This window comes from Nocardia rhizosphaerae (assembly GCF_042650365.1).
GTDB lineage: Bacteria > Actinomycetota > Actinomycetes > Mycobacteriales > Mycobacteriaceae > Nocardia > Nocardia rhizosphaerae.
Genome location: NZ_JBHSBA010000002.1, coordinates 105,489 through 126,131 on the forward strand (window position 1 = coordinate 105,489; position 20,643 = coordinate 126,131).

Genomic DNA, 20,643 nt, shown 5'->3' on the forward strand with positions numbered 1-20,643 from the left:
ACGGTCAGTCCCCGGCCAGTTCGAGGAAGTCGTCTTCGTTGCGCTGGGCCAGGCGGACATACAGCCTGCCGACCGCGTACAGCGCGGGGAAGGCGAGGACGCCGAGCGCCAGCCAGGGCAGCCGGATGCCGAGCACGGTGGTTTCGGCGATCGGGTCGATACCGAACAGCACCGGCAGCGCGCCGACCACGGCGAGCACCACCAGCCCCAGACGCACGGCGAGCCCGAGCTGGGCCCTGATCAAGCCGCCGATCATGGCCGCACCCAGTTCGGTCTGCTCGACCACTTCGGTACGGGTGCGGACCTGACGCGCGCCACGGCGTTGCGCCAGCACGACCCGCTCCCGTTGCGGGCGCTGCGGACCTGTCATCGTTGCGTCCGGTTCCGGCGCGGGCCGTGCACGAGCCGCAGTTTGAGTTCGCGCACCTGCCGCCTGCTCACCGGCAACTCCACCGCGCCGGCCGCGCCGTCGGCGCGCAGACACACCACGGTGCCGCTTCCCGTGCTGCGCAGCCCGGTGACCAGGCGCAAGGCCACAAGATAGGACCGGTGCACGCGCAGGAACCCGGCGTCAGCCCAGCGAGATTCCAGGGCCGACAGCGGAATCCGCACCAGGTGCGATCCGGACCCGGTGTGCAGTCGCGCATAGTCGCCGTCGGCCTCCACCCAGGCCACATCGGCTCGGTTCACCAACGTGGTCACCCCGCCCAGTTCCACCGGGATCACCTCGTTCGGATGCGCGGGCGGCGCCGCCGTTGGCGCCGGCGCCCGCGCCGCCACGATCCGCCGCACCGCCTCGGCCAGCCGCGCGGCCCGCAACGGCTTGAGCAGATAGTCCATCGCGCCCAGATCGAAAGCCGTCACCGCGTGATCGTCGTGCGCGGTCACGAACACCACCGCAGGCCGCTCGGCGAACTCCGACAGGATCCCCGCCAGCTCCATCCCGGTGAGACCGGGCATATCGATGTCGAGGAACACCGCATCGATCGGATGCGCCCGCAACAGCCGCAATGCCGCCGTCGCCTCACCGGCCCGGTGAATCTCCCCGACTCCCGCCTGCTCGCTCAGCAGGTACACCAATTCGTCGAGTGCGGGCTTCTCGTCATCGACGGCAAGCACTCGCAGCCCGAGCGGAGTCTCATCGGTGTTCCAGGTCACAGCCTGTTCATGGTAGCTGCCGCCGGTTCCGGCCGGGAACGGTATCGGCCGCTGTTCGGCCGGCGGCCCACCACGTCGGCCCCGACCGGAGTCAGGTCAGGTGGCGGGCGAAGAACCGGCCCGCCTCCGCGCCGGCGAACGGCGGGACGCCGGTGTGCCCGCCCATATTGGCGTGCAATGTCTTCTCCGCGGAGCCGAACGCGTCGAACAGGTCGAGGGCCATCTGCCGGTCGTTCCCTTCGTCGTCCCACTGCAACAGGACGTGCACCGGAACGGTGACTCGCCGGGCTTCGGCGATGATGGCGCGAGGGACGAAGCTCCCCGCGAACAGCACTGCGGCCGCGATGCGCGGTTCGACCGCCGCCAGCCGGGTGCCGAGGGCGATCATCCCACCCGAGTACCCGATCGGGCCGCCGATCTCGGGCAGCGCCGTCAAGGCGTCCAGCGCGGCCTGCCACTCCGGGACCGCCTGGTCGACCAGCGGCAGGATGAGCCGGTCGACGATGTCGTCGGTGACCGGTTCTCCGGCCCGCAGGGCCCGGCGCAGGTCGGCGAGGGCCTGCTCGCCGGACGGGATCCGGGGCCGCTCACCGTGACCGGGGAGTTCGATGGTGGCCGCGGCGTAACCCGCCGCGACGGTGGGCAGGGCCCTGGCCAGCAATCGCGGATACGCCTTCGGCAGGCCGAGGGGTGGGGGACCGACCAGGATCAAGGGTGCCGAGGTGGCTGCGGCGGGCGAGGTCCAGAGGATGCCGGGAATCTCGCCGAGGGTGAATTCGCGCTCGCGGACGCCGCCGTCGGCGAGGACATTGTCGGAAATGAATTGCACGGTCGTGCCTTTCGGGAGTGCTGGGGAACGGCGCTCCCGGACGACCTATCGCCCGACCGTGACCCCGGAGGGGAGCACCCATGTCGATACTGCGTTCACGGATACCACCTCCTCGGCCCTGGCACGGTCTTCGGAAAAGTTAGCAGTGGCCGCCGTGGACCACCAACGGGTTTTTCGCCTGACTCGACGGCCGACCAGCCGCTGAGGCGGATCAGGCGCGGATGCCGGGACGGAATTTCGGGACACGCATGCTGACCTTGGTTCCCGCGCCTGGAGCGGTTTCCACGACGAGGCCGTAGTCGTTGCCGAAGGCGGCGCGGAGGCGGTCGTCGACATTGGCCAGACCCACGTGGGCGGCTTCGCCGGTGCGGGCGGGGCCGGTGCCGGTGTCGACGGCGTCGAGGGCGCCGGAGCGCAGGAGTTCGGGGTCCATGCCGATCCCGTCGTCCTCGACGCTGATCAGGCAGTCGGTGCCCTCGTCACTTGCCACGATGCTCAGGTGCCCGCCGCGCGCGCCACCGCCGAGGCCGTGCCGCACCGCGTTCTCCACCAGCGGTTGCAGAGCCAGGAACGGCAGCACCACGCCCAGTACTTCCGGCGCGATCTGCAAGCGCACGTCCAGTGCGTCGCCGAATCGTGCCTGTTCCAGCGCGAGATAGCGCTCGATATTGCGCAGTTCGTCGGCGAGGACGGTGAATTCGCCCGTGGCGCGGAAGGAATAGCGGGTGAAATCGGCGAACTCGAGGATCAGTTCGCGCGCCCGGTCGGGATCGGTCCGCACGAAGGAGGCGATCGTATTGAGCGCGTTGTAGATGAAATGCGGACTGATCTGGGCCCGCAGTGCCCGCAGTTCGGCCCGGTCGACGCGCGCGCGGGAGGCATCGAGCTCGGCCAGTTCCAGCTGCCCACAGGCATACCTCGCCACCTCACCGGCCGCCGCCAGCATGCCGGGCCCCGGTTTCCCGGCGGTCACCATGCCGAGCGCGCCCACCGCCGCCCCGGTATCGATCAGCAACGGCTGCGCGATCAGCGTGTGCTCGTCCGCGGATACCAGAATCGGCCGTTCGGCGGCGATCGCCCGGCCCGCCGCCTCGGCGAACGACGCGAGCATTCCCGCTCGCGGCCCGTCCCAGGCCAGCAAGGTCGCCTCGGCGTCGGCCACCCCGAGCGCCTCGGCCCCGGCCAGTACCCGCAGCTGCGGTGCCGCTTCCCGCGCCGACTCCTCGGTCAGCCCTCGCCGCAACGGCACCGCCGCCAGCGACGCGGTGTGCAGCGCCTGATGCACGGCCCGCTGCGCGGGCGTGGTGACCACCCGCTGCGTCCGCCGCCAGATCAGCCATGCCACGACGAGCAGCGCGAGCGCCACCACGCCCGCGACGACGAAGGCGGTCATGGGGTGAGCCGATCGGTGTGCACGCACCGATTATGTCGGTGGCGATACCCGGACAAGCCGCTCCCTCGCCCGCGCCGGGACCTGGCAGTGCGGACTCGCCGGTGACGTTCACCACGACACGCCGGAGCGTCCTGGGGCGGGGGTTCTGTGCCCGCATGGCGTGGCGGAACCTGTCGTACCTCCGTGCATAGAATGCCAAGGCCAACCCCCGTCGAGACCATGGGAGGAAGGACCGTCTTGGCTCCGTCCGGATCGTTCGTTCACCTGCACAACCACACCGAGTACTCGATGCTCGATGGGGCGGCGAAGATCTCGCCGCTGTTCGCGGAGGCGAATCGGCTGGGCATGACCGCCGTCGGCATGACCGACCACGGCAATATGTACGGCGCCTCGGAGTTCTACAACTCGGCGAAGAACGCGGGGATCAAGCCGATCATCGGCATCGAGGCCTACATCGCCCCGGAGTCGCGGTTCAACACCAAGCGTGTGCAGTGGGGCGATCCAGGCCAGAAGAGTGACGACGTGTCGGGCTCGGGTGCCTATACCCACATGACGATGGTCGCCGAGAACGCGACCGGTTTGCGGAACCTGTTCAAGTTGTCGAGTCTGGCCTCCATCGAGGGTCAGCTGGGCAAGTGGGCGCGCATGGACGAGGAGATCATCGCCGCGCACGCGGAGGGCATCATCGCCACCACCGGCTGCCCGTCGGGCGAGGTGCAGACCAGGCTGCGCCTCGGTCACGAGCGCGAGGCGCTGGAAGCCGCCGCGAAGTGGCAGGAGATCTTCGGCAAGGAGAACTTCTTCCTCGAGGTGATGGACCACGGTCTGTCCATCGAGCGCCGCGTGCGCGAGGGCCTGCTCATGATCAGCAAGCAGCTCGAGATCCCGCCGCTGGCCACCAACGACTGCCATTACGTCACCAAGGACCAGTCGACCAATCACGAAGCGCTGCTGTGCATCCAGACCGGTAAGACGCTGTCGGACCCGACTCGCTTCAAGTTCGACGGTGACGGCTATTACCTCAAGTCGGCCGAGGAGATGCGCGCCCTCTGGGACGCCGAGGTCCCCGGAGCCTGCGACAACACCGTCCTCATCGGTGAGCGGGTGCAGTCCTACGACGAGGTGTGGGAGCACCGTGACCGGATGCCGATCTTCCCGGTGCCCGAGGGCGAGACGCAGGCCACCTGGCTGCACAAGGAGGTCATGCGCGGCCTGGACCGGCGGTTCCCGGACGGCCCACCGCGCGAGTACGTCGACCGTGCCGAGTACGAGCTCTCGGTCATCAACCAGATGGGCTTCCCCGCGTACTTCCTGGTCGTCGGTGACCTGATCCGGCACGCGCTCGATGTCGGTATCCGGGTCGGCCCCGGCCGTGGTTCGGCCGCGGGTTCGCTGGTCGCCTACGCGATGGGCATCACCAACATCGACCCGATCCCGCACGGCCTGCTGTTCGAGCGGTTCCTCAACCCCGAGCGGGTGTCGATGCCCGATATCGATATCGACTTCGATGATCGCCGCCGCGGTGAGATGGTCCGTTACGCCACCGAGAAATGGGGTAGCGACCGGGTCGCGCAGGTGATCACCTTCGGCACCATCAAGACCAAGGCCGCGATCAAGGACTCCGCGCGAGTGCTCTTCGGTCAGCCCGGTTTCGCCATCGCCGACCAGATCTCCAAGGCGCTGCCGCCGCCGATCATGGCCAAGGACATCTCGGTCTCGGGCATCACCGACCCGGAGCACGAGCGGTACAAGGAAGCCGCCGAGGTGCGCGAGCTGATCGGCTCGAACCCCGACATCGCCAAGATCTACGAGACCGCCAAGGGCCTGGAAGGCCTGATCCGCAACGCGGGCGTGCATGCCTGCGCGGTGATCATGTCCTCCGAACCGCTCACCGACGCGATCCCGGTGTGGAAGCGCGCGCAGGACGGCGCGATCATCACCGGCTGGGACTATCCGTCGTGTGAGGCCATCGGCCTGCTGAAGATGGACTTCCTCGGTCTGCGCAACCTCACCGTCATCGGTGACGCCCTGGAGAACATCAAAGCCAACCGTGGCATCGATCTCGACATGGACCACCTGCCGCTCGACGACGCGGCCACCTACGAGCTGCTCGCCCGCGGCGACACCCTCGGCGTGTTCCAGCTCGACGGCAGCGCCATGCGCGACCTGCTGCGCCGCATGCAGCCCACCGGCTTCGAGGACATCGTCGCCGTCCTCGCGCTGTACCGGCCCGGTCCGATGGGCATGAACGCCCACAACGACTACGCCGACCGCAAGAACGGCCGACAAGAGGTCAAGCCGATCCATCCCGAGCTCGAGGAGCCGCTGAAAGAGATCCTGGCCGACACCTTCGGCCTGATCGTCTACCAGGAACAGATCATGCAGATCGCGCAGAAGGTCGCCGGGTACTCGCTCGGCCAGGCCGACATCCTGCGCCGCGCCATGGGTAAGAAGAAGCTGTCGGTGCTGGAGGAGGCCTACGCCGGCTTCCGCGACGGCATGCTCGCCAACGACTTCTCCGAGCCTGCCATCAAGGCGCTGTGGGACACCATCCTCCCGTTCGCCGGTTACGCGTTCAACAAATCGCATGCCGCGGGCTACGGCCTCGTCTCGTTCTGGACCGCCTACCTCAAGGCGAACTATCCGGCCGAGTACATGGCAGGCCTGCTCACCTCCGTCGGTGACGACAAGGACAAGGCCGCCATCTACCTGTCGGATTGCCGCAAAATGGGCATCACGGTGCTGCCGCCGGACGTCAACGAGTCCGAGCAGAACTTCGCCTCCGTGGGCACGGACATCCGCTTCGGTCTCGGCGCGGTCCGCAATGTGGGTGCCAATGTGGTGTCCTCGATCATCGCCGCCCGCAAGGAGAAGTCGAAGTTCACCGACTTCTCCGACTACCTGAACAAGATCGACGCGCTGGCCTGTTCCAAGAAGGTCACCGAATCGCTCATCAAGGCAGGCGGTTTCGACTCGCTCGGGCATCCGCGCAAGGGCCTGCTGCTGGTGCATTCCGACGCGATCGACGCGGTGATGTCGACCAAGAAGGCCGAGGCGATCGGCCAGTTCGACCTGTTCGGCGGCCTGGACGACGGCGACGACTCGGTCGCCTCGGTGTTCGATGTGAAGGTCCCCGAGGACGAATGGGAGACCAAGCACAAACTCGCGCTCGAGCGCGAGATGCTCGGTCTCTACGTGTCCGGGCATCCGCTCAACGGTGTCGAGCACGTGCTGGCCGCCCAGGTCGACACCCCCATCCCGGCGATCCTCGAAGGCGATGTCAAGGACGGCGCTCAGGTGACCATCGGCGGCATCCTGGCCTCGGTGAACCGCCGGATCAACAAGAACGGCCTGGCCTGGGCCTCGGCCCAGCTCGAGGACCTCACCGGCGGCGTGGAGGTGCTGTTCTTCCCGCAGTCGTACTCGGTGTACGGCATGGATGTGGTCGAGGACGCGGTGGTGCTGGTGAAGGCCCGCGTGTCCGTCCGCGACGACCGGATCTCGCTGATCGCCAACGATCTCGTCGTGCCGGATCTGTCGGCCATCGGCGTCGCCAAGCCGGTATCGGTCGTCATGACCACCCGGATGTGCACGCCGGACAAGGTCCGCGAACTCAAGAAGGTCCTCTCCCGGCATCCCGGCACCTCCGATGTCCACGTGCGGCATGTGGGCGCAAGGGAGAAGACCACGCTGCTCAAACTCGACGACGCCTGGCGGGTATCGCCGTCGTCGGCGCTGATGGGCGACTTGAAGGCACTGCTCGGCCCCGGCTGCCTGGGCTGAGTGGGCGATCGGGGTGACCCGTGCATCCGGCGCCGCCTCGTCGATCGCGGGCGCGGCTGGGGATCGCCGCGCGGTGCGCGGGCCGTCTGTCGGGGCGGGGTCGCGCGTGTGGCTGGTGATATCGTGTTCGGCAGTTCGGATCGGGAGGGTAGTGGGGTGGGTATGCGAACGCTGACGACTGTGGTCGGGCTGGTCGGGGCTGTGGTGCTGGCCGGGTGTGGTTCGTCGGAGGATCCGGTCGCTGGTAGTCCCACGGGGACTTCTGCTGCGGATGGGATCGCCGAGGATGTGCCCACCGGGATCGATCCGTGCGATATTCCGCCGGAGGTGCTGAACTCGATCACGCCCGGGTTGCGCAAGGGGAACCTGGATGACAACACCTCGCGGGGCGCTATCAAGTGGCGGGGTTGTCGGTACGTTGTGTCGGATGGCTACACCACGACGATGAGCCTCACGAATTTGACGTTGGATATGTTGCGGGAGAAGAACTATCCAGGGCGGGAGGACGTAGTCGATGGTCGAACCGTGCTCACCACCCATCAAGCGTCCGATCCGACAGGCGTTGAAGGTTGCGTTCTGAACGTGCAGATGCAGGGTGGGAGCCTGGAGTTCTCCGTGGACAATTCGCACGGTACCTCGCCGAAGACCCGGCACCTGACCGCGTGTGAAGTCGGTATGTCGGTGGCGGAGAAGATAGTTCCGTTGATCGAGCCAGGGGCATAGTTCCACTGAGGGAGGGGTCCTGACGATGGGTGCTGAAACACCGATGCAGGGGTTGATCGAGTCTGCCAAGAACGGTCAGCTGTCGGTGTCGTTCAACGACAACGTGTATGTCAATGTCGAAGAGTTCGTTCTCATCGAACGCGACTGCGAGGCAATGAAAGACCAGATCAAGCTGTACCAGGGTCTTGCGAGAGATATTTCGAACCGTGAGGTGTGGGGCCTCGGAGACCGTAGCGACTGGATCATCTCGACCCCAGACCTGGTCGGCAAGTTCCGCTCGAAAGCCCAAGGCGACCCCGGTGGTAACGATGTCCACTCGATCTTGCAGAAGCACTGGGAGATCGTCGACGGGATTCAACAGCTGCATCGCGAGATCGCCAATCGCTACCAGCAGGCGGACGCGGAGTTCGCGGCGAAGTACACCGAGTTGATGGCCTCGGTGCCGCAGGGTTTCCAGGGGAAGCAATGACCGGCGAACTCCAGTACGAGCCGCGGATCATCAAGTGCGACACCGCGTATATCAAGTCGCATATCGAGCTGATGAACACCTTCAACCCGTTGGTGACCGATCCCGCTGTCGAGGCGAAGGACGACTACAAGAAGATCGCCGACGGGTGGGAGGCCGACGTGGAGATCTTCGCGGCCCGGATCAAGCGCTCGAGTGAATCGGCGTGGAGCGGGCCCGCCGCGACGGCGGCCAGGCAGGCGATCGCGGACTACGCCACCGACGCGCTGAACTTCACCCCCGCGCTGCAGGCGTTGAGCGCCCGGGTCGACGAGACGATCAGCGCCGTGCACACTACCAAGGAGAAGCTGCCGCCCTACGCCGACGCGCAGAGCTGGTGGAACCCCTTCGACTGGTTCGACGGCGATCCCGAGAAAGAGGCGGAGGAGCAGGCCCAACGGGTCGTGGAGGAGCACTACTTCGATCCGGTGTTCAGCGCAGGCGGTCAGATCCCGGTGCTGCCGACGCCGAAGGACCCGGTGACCGCCGCCGATGTCCCCTCCGGCGGTGGCGACGACAACGGTGGCGGCGGCGCGAACGACCGCGGCACCACGGACACCCAGCCCACCACGACAGAGGACACCACCACTACCGAGGACCCGTCGACGACCGACGAACCCTCGACCGAGGACCCGTCGACCGAAGACGACACGACGACTGACGATTCCGCCACCGAGGACTCGCAGCCATCGACCACGGAGGACGACGACACCACCGCGCAGACGACGCCGCAAACCACCACCCCGCAGTCCGGTGTGCCGTCCTCGACCCAGCCCGGTTCCGGTATTCCCACCGGTAGCGGGGGTGGCGGTGGTGGTGCGGGCGGCAGCACCGGACCGTCGCCCGGCCAGTCGGTGGTCGGCACGCCGGTCGGTGCCCGCGCCGCCACCGGCGCCGGCCTGTCGACAGGTGCCGCGTCGGGTGGGCGTGCCGGAATGCCGGGCATGGGCGGCATGGGTGCCGGTGGTGCTCGGGGCAAGGGCGATGAGGACGACGAGCACACCACCCCCGACTACCTCGTCTACGACCGTGAATCGGAACTACTCGGCGCACAGCCTCCCGCGCTGCCGCCGGGCGGGGTCATCGGCGGGTGAGGGGCGAATCATGACCTGGACCTGGGAGCCGGATACCTTCGCCGCCCACTGGTTCTCGCACGTCGACGACCGGATGCCCGCCCCGCTGCGCTATCGCAGCCGTTTCCCGACCCGCGACGAACTCGACGGCCACCGGGCCGCCGTCCGCGCGAACGGCGACCGCGACGAACGCGAACGCATCGACCTGCTGATGCATACGGTCGCGCGTTGCGAACTGCGGGTGGAGATCATGGGCAGTACCGTCCGCCATCACCGGGGTGACGGTTCCACCCACAAGCAGTACCGCATCATCGGCGCGTACACCGGCCAGTACGCGGCTCTGCTCTTCCAGACCGCGATCCACGGCGTATTCGGCGATATCCGGGCCGACCTGCTCCGCCCGGAAGACCTGCCCGGCGCCATGGTGGCAACGGTCCCGCCCTGCCCACCCGGCACCGGCCGTCCCGAAACCTTCCACCTCGACGACATCACGCCCCACCACCACTCGCTGGAACCGGACGCCCGGCACACCGAGTACGCCCGGTTCCGCCGACTCACCGATCGCCCTGCCGACGGTGGCGGTACCGCCATCCTGCGCCTCGGCAACTATCACGCCCGTCCGCTGCGGCATCGCGTCGTGCAGTGGTACGACATCACCGGCGACGGCCGCTACGTCGAACAGCGAAACAGCACCCACCTCGACATCCGTCCCACCACCGCCGACAAACTCACCGGCATCTTCACCTCCTGGATCGACAACGCCACCAAGACCCTCCGCCGAACGGAGATGACCCGCCTCCCATGAACGAGTTCACGCAGTGACCGCGCCGGTGTCGGCGATGCCGGTGTGGTCGGGCTTCCGCACACCGGAGAGCGGGGCTGACGAACCCGTGAACGGCCGCTGATCGAAACGGTTCGGCCGACGGCTACCGTCGGGAGGTGTGACCTCAGCCCTGCGCATCGGTTCGCCGTCGCGGGCCGCGCCGCCCCCGTCGCGGCGACGGCCGCTCTCGGGTCGGACCGTCCTGCTCATCGCCGTCGCGCTGATCGGCGCCCAGCTGGTTCTGCGCGGGTGGGTGGCGGCGTCCGGGTTCTTCTACTGGGACGATTTCATCCTGATCGGTGAAGTGAGTAGGCATCCGCTGTGGTCGGCCGAGCAGCTGGCGAGCAGTCACGACGGGCATGTGATGCCGTTGGCTTTCGTGCTGACCTGGGTGGTGACGGCGATCGCTCCGCTGGAGTGGGGTGTCGCGGCGGCGGTGCTGGTCGGTGTGCAGCTGCTCGCCTCGCTGGCGATGCTGCGGCTTCTGGTCGTACTGCTCGGGTGTCGCGCCCGCCTGCTCGGTCCGCTGATCTTCTTCCTCTTCGTGCCGCTGACGGTGCCCGCGTTCGCCTGGTGGTCGGCGGCGGTGAACGCGCTGCCGTTGCAGATCGCGCTCGCCTGGGTAAGTGCCGACGCGGTCCTGCTGGCGCGCACGGGTCGGCGGCGGTACGCGGTGTCGGGTGCGGCGGTGCTCGCGGCGGCGCTGCTGTTCTTCGAGAAGGCCGTGGTGGTGTTGCCGGTGGCCGTCGCGGTAGTGGCCTTGCTGGCATATGTGACGGGGGAGCGGGTATGGGTTGCGGTGCGCCGCGCTGCGGTGTTGTGGGCGGCGGCAGGAGCGGTCCTGCTGGCGTGGTCGGCGTTCTTCCTGCTGGTCATTGCGCGACCGCGCGGCCTTTCCCGCCCCGAACACTCCACCGCGCTGCTGCGCCAAGCCCTCTCCGACGGACTCGTCCCCACCATGGCCGGTGGTCCGTGGCGGTGGGAACGCTGGCAACCGGCGACGCCGTGGGCCGACCCGCCCGTGGCGGCAGTCGCCGTGTCCTGGGTGGCGCTGATCCTGTTCGCGGCGTGGATGATCCGCACCCGGCCGCGCACCGGTGCCGTCTTGGCGTGTCTGACCGCCTACGCGGTGCTGACCATCGCGCCCGTCGTCGTTCTGCGCGACGGGCCGGGCACCGCCGCGCTGCTGCTCCGATCCATCCGTTACTTCGCCGATCTCGCGGTTCTCGCCGCGATCGCTCTCGCCCTGTTCCCGCTCGCCGCGCGCCGAGGGAAATCCGCTGCGCCCGTTCCGCGCTCGCCGGTGCATACCGTCCCGACCGACGACAACGGGCGCCGCCATGCCGTCGAGCGCACCGCCGCGTTCGACGGAGCCCGAACTCACCCCGTGCCGTGCGCCGATCGTATCGACGGTGGCCGCGCCACGCTTGCGGTCGACGGCGCTGGACGCGCTTCCCGCCTCGGGACGGCCACGACCATTCTCGCCTGCGCGATCTTCCTGGCCGGCAGCGTCTACTCCACGATCACCTTCACCCATGCCTGGGAGCCGAGCCCCGCTCGCACCTACGTCACCGGCGTGCGCGCCGCGCTCCCGGCCGCCGACGCGCCGCTGCTGCCGCAGGAGGTGCCGTGGAACGTGCTCAACCCCTTGGCCTTTCCACAGAACATGACCGACCACGTGTTCGCTCCGCTGGCCGGACCACAGACCTTCGCCCGGTGGACCCCGCGCCTGCGGATGTTCACCGACGACGGCGCGCTGGTCGACGCGCAGGTGTGGTGGAACCGGGCGATCGTGCCGGGCCCTGCGCCCGGCTGCGGGTATCGGGTGCCGAACGGATCCGCGGTGCGGCTGCCGCTGGACGGGCCGATGCAGACCAGAGAGTGGACAGCGCAGCTGAACTACCTGTCCGACCGGGACGCGACGATCGCGGTGTCGTTCGAGGGTGGCGCCGAGACCGTCGCCGAGGTGCGCGCGGGACTGCATACGGTGTTCCTGCGCATGCTCGGCGGTGGCTCGGCGCTGCGCGTGCGTGCGCTCACACCCGGCGTGGATCTGTGTGTCGGTACCGGGCCGGTCGGCATCGTGTCCCACAGCTGACCACCCGCCGGTAACCGTCATCGGCCTCGCCCACGTGGAGTTTCGTCAGCTCGGCGGGCCGGAACTCGACGCCGGTCGGCCTGCCCGATCTCCGCGCGCATGCGATGCTGGGGCCATGAGGCAGTTTCGGGTGTGGGCGCCGGAGGCGGGGGCGGTGCGGCTGCGACTGGACGAGGCGACCCACCCGATGCGCCGCAACGGCGGGGGCTGGTGGTCGGTCACCGCCGACGCGGGTCAGGGCGCCCGCTACGGATTCCTGCTCGACGACGACCCGACCGTGCTGCCCGACCCGCGCTCACCTCGCCAGCCCGACGGCGTGCACGCGGCATCGGCAGTGCACGACCTCGATCCGGCCCGCTGGACCGACCACGGCTGGACCGGACGTCAGCTGGCCGGTTCGGTGTTCTACGAACTGCACGTCGGCACCTTCACTGCGGCGGGCACCTTCGACGCCGCGATCGACCGGCTCGACCACCTGGTGGCGCTCGGGGTGACCACGGTCGAGTTGATGCCGGTCAATGCCTTCGACGGCACCCACAACTGGGGCTATGACGGCGTGCTCTGGTACGCGGTGCAGGAGAGCTACGGTGGTCCCGACGGGCTGCAGCGGTTCGTCGACGCCTGTCATGCCAGGGGTCTCGCGGTCTGCCTCGACGTGGTGTACAACCATCTCGGTCCCTCCGGCAACTACCTGCCGCGCTTCGGCCCCTACCTCACCGATGGGCACAACACTTGGGGCCAGAGCCTGAACCTGGACGGGCCGGGATCGGACGCGGTCCGCCGCCACATCATCGACAACGCCCTGCGCTGGCTGCGCGAGTTCCACCTCGACGCGCTCCGCCTCGACGCCGTGCACGCCCTGGTCGACCGCACCGCCACGCACCTGCTGGCGGAGCTCGCCACCGAAACCACCGCCCTGTCGGCGCATCTGGGCCGCCCGCTCGGCCTGATCGCCGAGAGCGATCTCAACGACACGCGCCTGATCACCCCGCGCGCGGCGGGCGGCTACGGCCTCACCGGCCAGTGGAACGACGACCTGCACCACGCCGTGCACACCGCCGTCTCCGGCGAACGCCAGGGCTACTACGCCGATTTCGGCTCCCTTGCCTGTCTGGCGCACACCCTCACGCACGGGTTCTTCCATGCCGGAACGTATTCCAGCTTCCGCGGTCGCACGCACGGCGCCCCGATCCGCCGCGACCTGATCCCCGGCAGCGCCCTGCTCGGCTACACCTGCACCCACGACCAGATCGGTAACCGGGCCCGCGGTGATCGCCCGAGCGCGTACCTCACGCCGGGCCAGCTCGCGGTGAAGGCGGCCCTGGTGCTGCTCTCGGCGAGCACTCCGATGCTGTTCATGGGCGAGGAATGGGGCGCGCGCACGCCGTTCCAGTTCTTCACCTCGCACACCGATCCCGCGGTCGCCGCGGCGACCGCGGCGGGCAGGCGGGCGGAGTTCGCCGAGCACGGCTGGGACACCGACGACGTGCCGGACCCGCAGGATCCGGCCACCTTCGCCCGCTCTGTCCTGGACTGGACCGAACCGACCCGCGAACCGCACGCCCGGCTGCTCGCCTGCTATCGCGCCCTGCTCACCCTGCGCAAGGCCAGGCCGGAATTCGGTGACCCCTGGCTGGACCGGGTCTGGGCCGACTACGACGAGGCGGGCCGCTGGTTCGTGCTGCGGCGCGGCCGGATCTCGGTGGTGTGCAACCTGGCCGAGGACGAGGCGGTGATCCCGGTGCACGGCCGGGTGCTGCTGGCCTGGGCGCCCGCCACCGAGTCCGGTGCGGGGACGCTCGTCTCCGGGCACAGTTTCGCGGTGCTGGAGGAGGGCGACGGCGGGGGCGCCGTCGTCACCGGCTAGCCGCGTCGGCGGCAGTGCGGGACAGGCCGGAGGATGCCGACACGCCGGTGCCGCGGGCACAGCTCGGGCACGGTCGGCCGTTGACCGTTGCCCAGGCGAACGGACGTCCGTACGGTAGGACGATGAGCAACGACGCTTACGGGCAGGACAGTGCTGCCCTTCCGGCCGGTGTCGGCGGTTTCGCCGCGGCCGGATTCGGTCCCCTGGTGCGCGCTTTCGCGACCCTGATCGGCCGCCGCCGCGACGCCGGCGGCGCCATCGCCATCCACCGTGACGGTGTCCCCCTCGCCCACATCTGGGCTGGTAGTTCGGGGCAGCGACGTCCGTGGACGGCCGACACCGCACCCATCGTGTTCTCCGCGACCAAGGGGGTCACGGCGACCGTCGTCCACCGGCTCGCCGATCGCGGCCTGATCGACTACCAGGCACCCGTCGCCGAGTACTGGCCGCGTTTCGCCGCCAAGGGCAAGGGCGCGATCACCGTCGCCGACGTCCTCACCCACCGCGCCGGGCTCTCCTCACTGCCCACCGTCGCCGCGACCGCTGTCGAATCCCTCGACCACGAACTGATGGAAGACCGCCTCGCGCTGGCCGAACCCGACCGGCTGCGCGGCACCCCCGCCTATCACGCCCTCACCTACGGCTGGCTGCTGGCCGGCTTGGCCAGGGCGGTCACGGGGCAGGGAATGAGTGAGCTCATCCGCAGCGAGGTCACCGATCCGCTCGGCATCGACGGCATCCACCTCGGCCGTCCACCCGTGGACACCCCCACCGAATACGCCCAGCTGGCGGGCGCGCATCTGCGGCTGGCGGGGCACCCGATCGCCAGCGGTTTCCTCGACCGCATCGGCACGCGGATTCCCGGAGCCCTCGGCGCGGCATCGCGCTGCCTGTTCCTGCCCGGTCTCGACAGCATCCTCGACGGCGAGGACCCGGCCATTCTCGACACCGAGATGCCCGCCGGCAACGGGGTGTGCACCGCCACCGGCCTCGCGACGATGTACGCGGCGCTGGCCGACGGCACCACCATCGACGGCCGCCCGTTCCTCGGCACGCACACCCACCGCGCGATCCGCCGGGTGCAGACCTACCGCCTCGACCACGCGCTGTTCTACTTCCCGATGATGTGGCACCTCGGCTACCACTCGATGCCGGTTCCCGGCGCGCGCACCGGCTTCGGCCATATCGGGCTCGGCGGCTCCTTCGGCTGGGTCGACCCGCGCTCGGGACTCTCGATCGGCTACGTGCACAACCGGCTCGACCAGGGGCTGCTCGCCTACGACCAGGCGGCCATGGCGTGGCTGCTCCCGCTGGCCGTGGCCGGTGCGCACGCGACCAAGGGCCGCACGGCCGAACTCGACCGCGCGGCGTGACCACTCAGGTGAGGTAGCGGTAGGCCGGAGACCCCGGTTCCAGGCGTTCGGCCTGGATCGGGGACTCCTCGATCCGGTGCAGCAGCGAGGCCAGGTCGTCGGTGGCGCCCAGCTCGATACCGACCAGCGCCGCCCCGGTCTCGCGGTTGTTGCGCTTGACGTACTCGAACAGGGTGATGTCGTCGTCCGGGCCGAGCACATCGTCGAGGAAACGGCGCAGCGCACCCGGCTCCTGCGGGAAGTCCACCAGGAAGTAGTGCTTGAGGCCGCGGTGCACCAGCGAGCGTTCGATGATCTCGCCGTAGCGGGAGACATCATTGTTGCCGCCGGACACCAGCACGACCACCGTCGCGCCCGGCTCGATGTCGATCTCGGCCAGTGCCGCGGTCGCCAGCGCGCCCGCGGGCTCGGCGATGATGCCCTCGTTCTGGTACAGGTCGAGCATGGCCGTGCAGATGGCGCCCTCGTCGACCTGCATCATCCGGAACGACGCGGCGCCGCCGGGTGATTCGGTGGCGGTGAGCAGCGGCAGCGAGGCATGCGAGATCACCCGGCCGCCGAACGAGGCCGCCGCCTGATACGGCAGATCGCCGATCCGGCGCACCGCGGCACCGTCGACGAACGGGTCGATCTCCGGCAGGGTCACCGGGCCGCGCGCCACCAGCGCCGCGGTCATCGACGCCGCACCCGCGGGCTCGACGCCGAGCAGACCGGTGTGCGGCGCGCGCTCGCGCAGGTAGGTGCCGATGCCGGCGAGGCAGCCGCCCCCTCCGACGGGGACGACGACCAGATCGGGTGCGGTACCGAGCTGTTCGAGGAACTCGGCCGCGATGGTGCCCTGGCCGGCGGCGGTGCGCGGGTCGTCGAACGGCGGCACCATGGTGGCACCGGTGCGGGCCACATCGTCGGCGGCGGCCGCCGCGGCGGCGTCGTAGGTCTCGCCGACGGCGATCAGCTCGACGAACTCGCCGCCGTGCACCCGGATGCGGTCGCGCTTCTGCTTCGGGGTGGTGGTCGGCACGTAGATCCGGCCCTGCACGCCCATCGTCCGGCAGGCGAAGGCGACACCCTGGGCGTGATTGCCCGCGCTGGCCGCCACCACACCCGCGGCGCGTTCGGCGCCGGTGAGCTGCACCATCAGGTTGTAGGCGCCACGAAGCTTGTACGAGCGCACCGCGGTGAGGTCTTCGCGCTTGAGGTAGACCTGCGCGCCGGTGCTCGCCGACAGCCGCGGCGAGAACTGCAGCGGCGTCGGCTCGATGATGTCGGAAATTCGCTTGGCGGCGGCGTCGATCTCGTCCGCGGACAGCGGCGGACGGGTTACGGACACTTCGGCGACGTCAGCGATGGGGGACATCCGGTAAATGCTACCGACGTGGTTCCCGCGCCGACGAACGCGCCCGGACGCACCCGCCGCGGGGTGCGCGGCGGGTGCGGTGGGTGCGCGTCAGCGCGGGGTGAGCACGAAGACCGGGATCTGGCGCTCGGTCTTCTTCTGATACTCGGCGTAGTCGGGCCACACCTGGACGGCGCGGTCCCACCACAGCTCTTTCTCCGCGCCGAAGACCTCGCGGGCGGTGTAGTCCTTGTTGACGGTCCCGTCACGCAGTTCGACGTGCGGTTCGGCGACGATGTTGTGGTACCAGACGGGATGCTTGGGTGCGCCGCCAAGCGAGGCGACCACGGCGTACTCGCCGTCGTGCTCGACCCGCATGAGTGGGGTCTTGCGCAGCTTGCCGGTCTTGGCGCCCTTGGTGGTGAGCAGAACGACGGGCTTGCCCTGCATCGAGGTGCCCTCGGCTCCGCCGGAGTTCTCGTAGGTCTCGGCCTGGGTACGTGCCCACTCCGAGGTGCTCGGTGCGTACTCTCCGGTCAATGGCAATTCGGTGCCCTCCTACGCTCTAGTCGGGATAGTGCCCCCCCGGATGCCTCGACTCGGGTCAGCGGCATCACCTGCACAACCGCGCCGAAGCCGGTGATGTTCCCGACACCGGAGTTCGGTGGCCCGAACTTCGGTGTGCGTCTATCCTGTGGACATGGCAGTGGTGACCCCATCGGCAGCGACCGCGACGGTCGATATCGCGGGCAGCGCCTGGCCGGTCTACAAGCTGGAGGCGCTGGTCGCCGGGCTTGTCGTGGCCGCACTGCTGCTGGTGATCGCAGGCTCGGCGCAGGCCGCCGTACTCACCGCCGCCGCGGTCGCCACCGCGCGCTGGACCTTCGGTGCTGTCCGCGCCCGCTCACTGCGCTAGGTCGAGCCCGCTCAGCTCCCCGCGCGAGAGCACACCCAGCTTCGGATACGCCTTGTACAGGTGATGTCCCACGGTGCGATGACTCAGCACCAGCCGCGCGGCGATCTCCCGGTTCGACAACCCCTGTGCGGCCAGCCGCACGATCTGCGCCTCCTGCGGTGTGAGCGCGGCGAGCGGTCCCGTGCCAGGCGCCGCGGCGGCCCCGACCCCGAGTGCGGCCAGCTCGACCCTGGCGCGTTCGCTCCACGGCGCGGCCGCCAGCCGGTCGAACCCGGCGAGTGCCTGTTCCAGCTGGCCGCGCGCGTCGACCTTGCGCTTCTCCCGCCGCAACCATTCGCCGTACAGCAGCCGGGTGCGCGCCTCGTCGAACGGCCGGTTCGCCGCGAGCGCGGCCAGGAAGTGCTGTTCGGCGGCCGTGCGCTCGGCCAGCAGCGCCCTGCCCCTGGCCGCCAGCGCGGCGATCCACGCCTGACCGGTTCGCTCCGCCCACGCGGTGAGCGACGTCAGCGCCTCGCCCGCCGCCGCGGTATCGCCGAGGCGGGTGGCGACCTCGAGCCGGTCGGCCAGACTGCGCAATCCGCTGACGTGATGCCTGGCCGGTTCCACCGTCATGTGCGCCAGCTCGGCGGCGGCCTGCTCCAGCCTGCCGCGCCCGAGCGCGAGCAGCCCGAACGCCGCGTGCGCCCACGGCGCGCCGACCGCGTCCTGTCCGCCGAATTCCTCGGCGACGGCGCGCCCGGCGTAGCCGTGACACGCCTCCTCGTCCCCACGCAGCGCCGCCAGATAGGCCAGAAACGCGGTGAGCTGGCTGATCCACTGCGGCTGGCCGATGTCCTCGGCGATCCGCAACCCCTCGGTGGCGGCGACCGCGCTCTCGCCCGGCCTGCCACCGAACAGCGCCGCCTCCGACCGGAAGAACAGCAGCGGTGCCAGCAGCGCGAGGCGGCCCTGGTCGCGACATTCGCCGATGAGCTCGTCGGCGAGCTCGCCGACCTGGTCGTCCTGGCCGACGACGAGGCCGCTGCCGCACATCTGCACCAGATCGGCGGGACTGTCGGCGCCGTTGGCACGGGCCGCGTCCGCCGCGGCACGCAACTCGCCGGTGTGCCGTCCGGCGACCGACCCGGTCAGATACCGCACGATCGGGGTGGCCGGATCGCCGTCGTCGAGCCGCAGCGTGGCCAGCAGCCGCGCCACCTCGTCGAGTTCGGTGGGGCCGAGATACCAGGCGGTGTGCACGGCGCGAGTGAGGATCCTGGCGGCGTCGCCGGGGTCGGCGGCCCGCGCCGCGGTGGCCATGAGGCGCCGATGCGCCGAACCCGGCTTGCCCGCGGCGAACTCGGCCTGCGCGCGGACCAGCTCGAGCCGCTGGTCGTAGGCGGCACCGCCGGGCTGGGCCGCGGCGCGCTCGGCCAGCAGGGCGGCCTGGTCGGTGAGCCCGGCCTCGGTGGCGGTCTCGGCGGCACCGACCAGCCTGCGCAGCCGGGCGGCCGGGTCGGCGCTCAGCGCCGCGGCGCGATCGTAGGCGGCGACGGCGCCGTGGAATCCGCTGCGCTGTCTGGCCCGCTGCGCGGTGTCCTCCAGCGCCGCCGCCACCCCCTCGTCGGGCCCGGTCGCGGCGCAGGCCAGATGCCAGGCGCGCAGATCCGCGGTCTCCGCACCGACCAGGGCGTCGGCGATCGCTCGATGGGCGGCGAGGCGATCGACCGGTGCCGACCCCTGGTACACCGCGGCCCGAGACAGCGGATGCCGCCAGTTCAGGTGCTGTCCATCGGTGCGGACCAGGTCGGCGTCCTCGGCGGGCCGCAGATCCGGCAGGGCCGCGCCGAGGGTGTGCGCGGCGCGCAGGATCGGCGCCAGGTCCGAGGCGCCCGCGACCGCCGCCAGCAGCAGCATCGTCTTGGTCGCGGCGGGCAGACGGGCGATCCGGCCGTGGAAGGCCAGCTGCAACCGCTGGGTCAGCGGCAGCGGCCGCGCGGTGTCGCCCACCGCGCCGACCACCGACGGAAGTTCCAGCAGGGCAAGGGGATTGCCGCCCGATTCGGTGAGAATCCGGTAGCGATTCGCCGGGGTCAGCGGTGTCGGTCCCGCGTCGAGCAGGGCCGCCGCGGCCTCGGCGCGCAACCCGGACAGCGCCAGCTCGGGGATGCCGGGTGCGGGAAAGTCGGCCGGGCCGGACCGGGTGGCGAACAGCATCACCACACCTTCGGCGTCGAGCCGGCGCGCCGCGAACAACAGCGCCTCCGCGCTGGCCCGGTCCAGCCAGTGCGCGTCGTCGATCAGGCACAGCAGCGGGCCGTCGGCGGCTTCCTCGGCCAGTAGCGTCAGCACGGCGAGCCCGATCAGCATCCGGTCCGCGGGCGCGCTGTCACCCAGACCGAACGCCGACTCCAGCGCATCGCGCTGGCGCGGCGGCAACTGCCGCACCAACGCCATGCCTGGCCGTACCAGCAGATGCAGTGCCGCGAAGGGCAATTCGGCCTCGGACTCGACACCGGCGCTGCGCGCCGACGGAATTCCTTGCGCTGCCGCGTAATCCAGCAGCGCGGACTTGCCGATTCCGGGCTCCCCGCGCAGCACCAGCGCGCCGCTGCGCCCGGCCGCGGCGCCGGCGAGGAGTTCGTCGATCCTGGCCTGTTCGGCTTCGCGTCCGTGCAGCATGCGCTCCACCGTATCGCCGGTACCGGTACCGGTACCGGCGGTCGGTCCGGCAGGAGAAGTACCGATAGCCGACTGATTCGGCAGACCCCCGTCGCGCCATACCGT

At 69.9% G+C, this 20,643-nt stretch carries 16 protein-coding genes; 9 read left to right on the forward strand and 7 right to left on the reverse strand.

Features of this window, described 5'->3' with window-relative positions; translation table 11 throughout:
• Positions 1–4: 4 nt before the first annotated feature.
• The 4 genes from ACFOW8_RS01430 to ACFOW8_RS01445 form a co-directional block, all read right to left on the reverse strand.
• Positions 5–370: a hypothetical protein gene (locus ACFOW8_RS01430; RefSeq protein WP_378544158.1), complete on the reverse strand. Its 366-nt coding sequence runs from the start codon at positions 368–370 to the stop codon at positions 5–7.
• On the reverse strand, positions 367–1,158 hold the full coding sequence (locus tag ACFOW8_RS01435) for a LytR/AlgR family response regulator transcription factor (RefSeq protein ID WP_378544161.1): 792 nt from the start codon (positions 1,156–1,158) through the stop codon (positions 367–369). Before ACFOW8_RS01435 ends, ACFOW8_RS01430 begins: the two co-directional genes overlap by 4 nt.
• A 91-nt stretch (positions 1,159–1,249) precedes the next feature.
• Positions 1,250–1,987 (reverse strand): dienelactone hydrolase family protein, encoded by a 738-nt coding sequence (locus tag ACFOW8_RS01440; protein ID WP_378544164.1) that lies wholly within the window; start codon positions 1,985–1,987, stop codon positions 1,250–1,252.
• A 211-nt stretch (positions 1,988–2,198) separates the two neighbouring features.
• Complete coding sequence (locus ACFOW8_RS01445; protein ID WP_378544167.1) at positions 2,199–3,380, reverse strand: sensor histidine kinase; 1,182 nt, start codon at positions 3,378–3,380, stop codon at positions 2,199–2,201.
• 219 nt (positions 3,381–3,599) lie between these two features.
• Here ACFOW8_RS01445 and dnaE point away from each other — a divergent pair, with 219 nt between their 5' ends.
• From dnaE to ACFOW8_RS01485, 8 genes are all read left to right on the forward strand, one after another.
• The gene (gene dnaE / locus ACFOW8_RS01450) at positions 3,600–7,163 is read left to right on the forward strand and encodes a DNA polymerase III subunit alpha (protein WP_378544170.1); all 3,564 of its coding nucleotides are present in this window, start codon (positions 3,600–3,602) and stop codon (positions 7,161–7,163) included.
• A 162-nt stretch (positions 7,164–7,325) separates the two neighbouring features.
• Positions 7,326–7,886, forward strand: coding sequence for a DUF3558 family protein (locus tag ACFOW8_RS01455; RefSeq protein WP_378544173.1), 561 nt, complete (start codon positions 7,326–7,328; stop codon positions 7,884–7,886).
• A gap of 25 nt (positions 7,887–7,911) precedes the next feature.
• Positions 7,912–8,355, forward strand: a complete 444-nt coding sequence (locus ACFOW8_RS01460) for a hypothetical protein (protein ID WP_378544176.1) — start codon at positions 7,912–7,914, stop codon at positions 8,353–8,355.
• On the forward strand, positions 8,352–9,485 hold the full coding sequence (locus ACFOW8_RS01465; RefSeq protein ID WP_378544179.1) for a hypothetical protein: 1,134 nt from the start codon (positions 8,352–8,354) through the stop codon (positions 9,483–9,485). The genes ACFOW8_RS01460 and ACFOW8_RS01465 overlap by 4 nt, the downstream gene beginning before the upstream one ends.
• Before the next feature lie 10 nt (positions 9,486–9,495).
• Complete coding sequence (locus ACFOW8_RS01470) at positions 9,496–10,269, forward strand: ESX secretion-associated protein EspG (protein ID WP_378544182.1); 774 nt, start codon at positions 9,496–9,498, stop codon at positions 10,267–10,269.
• A gap of 136 nt (positions 10,270–10,405) precedes the next feature.
• Positions 10,406–12,385 (forward strand): hypothetical protein, encoded by a 1,980-nt coding sequence (locus ACFOW8_RS01475; RefSeq protein WP_378544185.1) that lies wholly within the window; start codon positions 10,406–10,408, stop codon positions 12,383–12,385.
• Positions 12,386–12,500: 115 nt separating this feature from the next.
• Positions 12,501–14,252, forward strand: a complete 1,752-nt coding sequence (gene treZ, locus ACFOW8_RS01480; RefSeq protein ID WP_378544188.1) for a malto-oligosyltrehalose trehalohydrolase — start codon at positions 12,501–12,503, stop codon at positions 14,250–14,252.
• A gap of 122 nt (positions 14,253–14,374) precedes the next feature.
• Complete coding sequence (locus ACFOW8_RS01485; RefSeq protein ID WP_378544191.1) at positions 14,375–15,625, forward strand: serine hydrolase domain-containing protein; 1,251 nt, start codon at positions 14,375–14,377, stop codon at positions 15,623–15,625.
• Positions 15,626–15,629: 4 nt separating this feature from the next.
• Here the strand turns inward: ACFOW8_RS01485 and ilvA are convergent, their stop codons facing one another.
• Positions 15,630–16,982 (reverse strand): threonine ammonia-lyase IlvA, encoded by a 1,353-nt coding sequence (gene ilvA / locus ACFOW8_RS01490; RefSeq protein ID WP_378544194.1) that lies wholly within the window; start codon positions 16,980–16,982, stop codon positions 15,630–15,632.
• Between the two features lie 90 nt (positions 16,983–17,072).
• Positions 17,073–17,507, reverse strand: coding sequence for a nitroreductase family deazaflavin-dependent oxidoreductase (locus ACFOW8_RS01495; protein WP_378544197.1), 435 nt, complete (start codon positions 17,505–17,507; stop codon positions 17,073–17,075).
• A 154-nt stretch (positions 17,508–17,661) separates the two neighbouring features.
• Between ACFOW8_RS01495 and ACFOW8_RS01500 the strand changes: the two genes are divergently transcribed.
• Complete coding sequence (locus ACFOW8_RS01500; protein ID WP_378544200.1) at positions 17,662–17,877, forward strand: hypothetical protein; 216 nt, start codon at positions 17,662–17,664, stop codon at positions 17,875–17,877.
• On the opposite strand, the gene ACFOW8_RS01505 is transcribed toward ACFOW8_RS01500, so the two are convergent.
• Positions 17,866–20,538, reverse strand: a complete 2,673-nt coding sequence (locus tag ACFOW8_RS01505; RefSeq protein ID WP_378544203.1) for an AAA family ATPase — start codon at positions 20,536–20,538, stop codon at positions 17,866–17,868. The genes ACFOW8_RS01500 and ACFOW8_RS01505 overlap by 12 nt on opposite strands.
• Positions 20,539–20,643 lie beyond the last annotated feature (105 nt).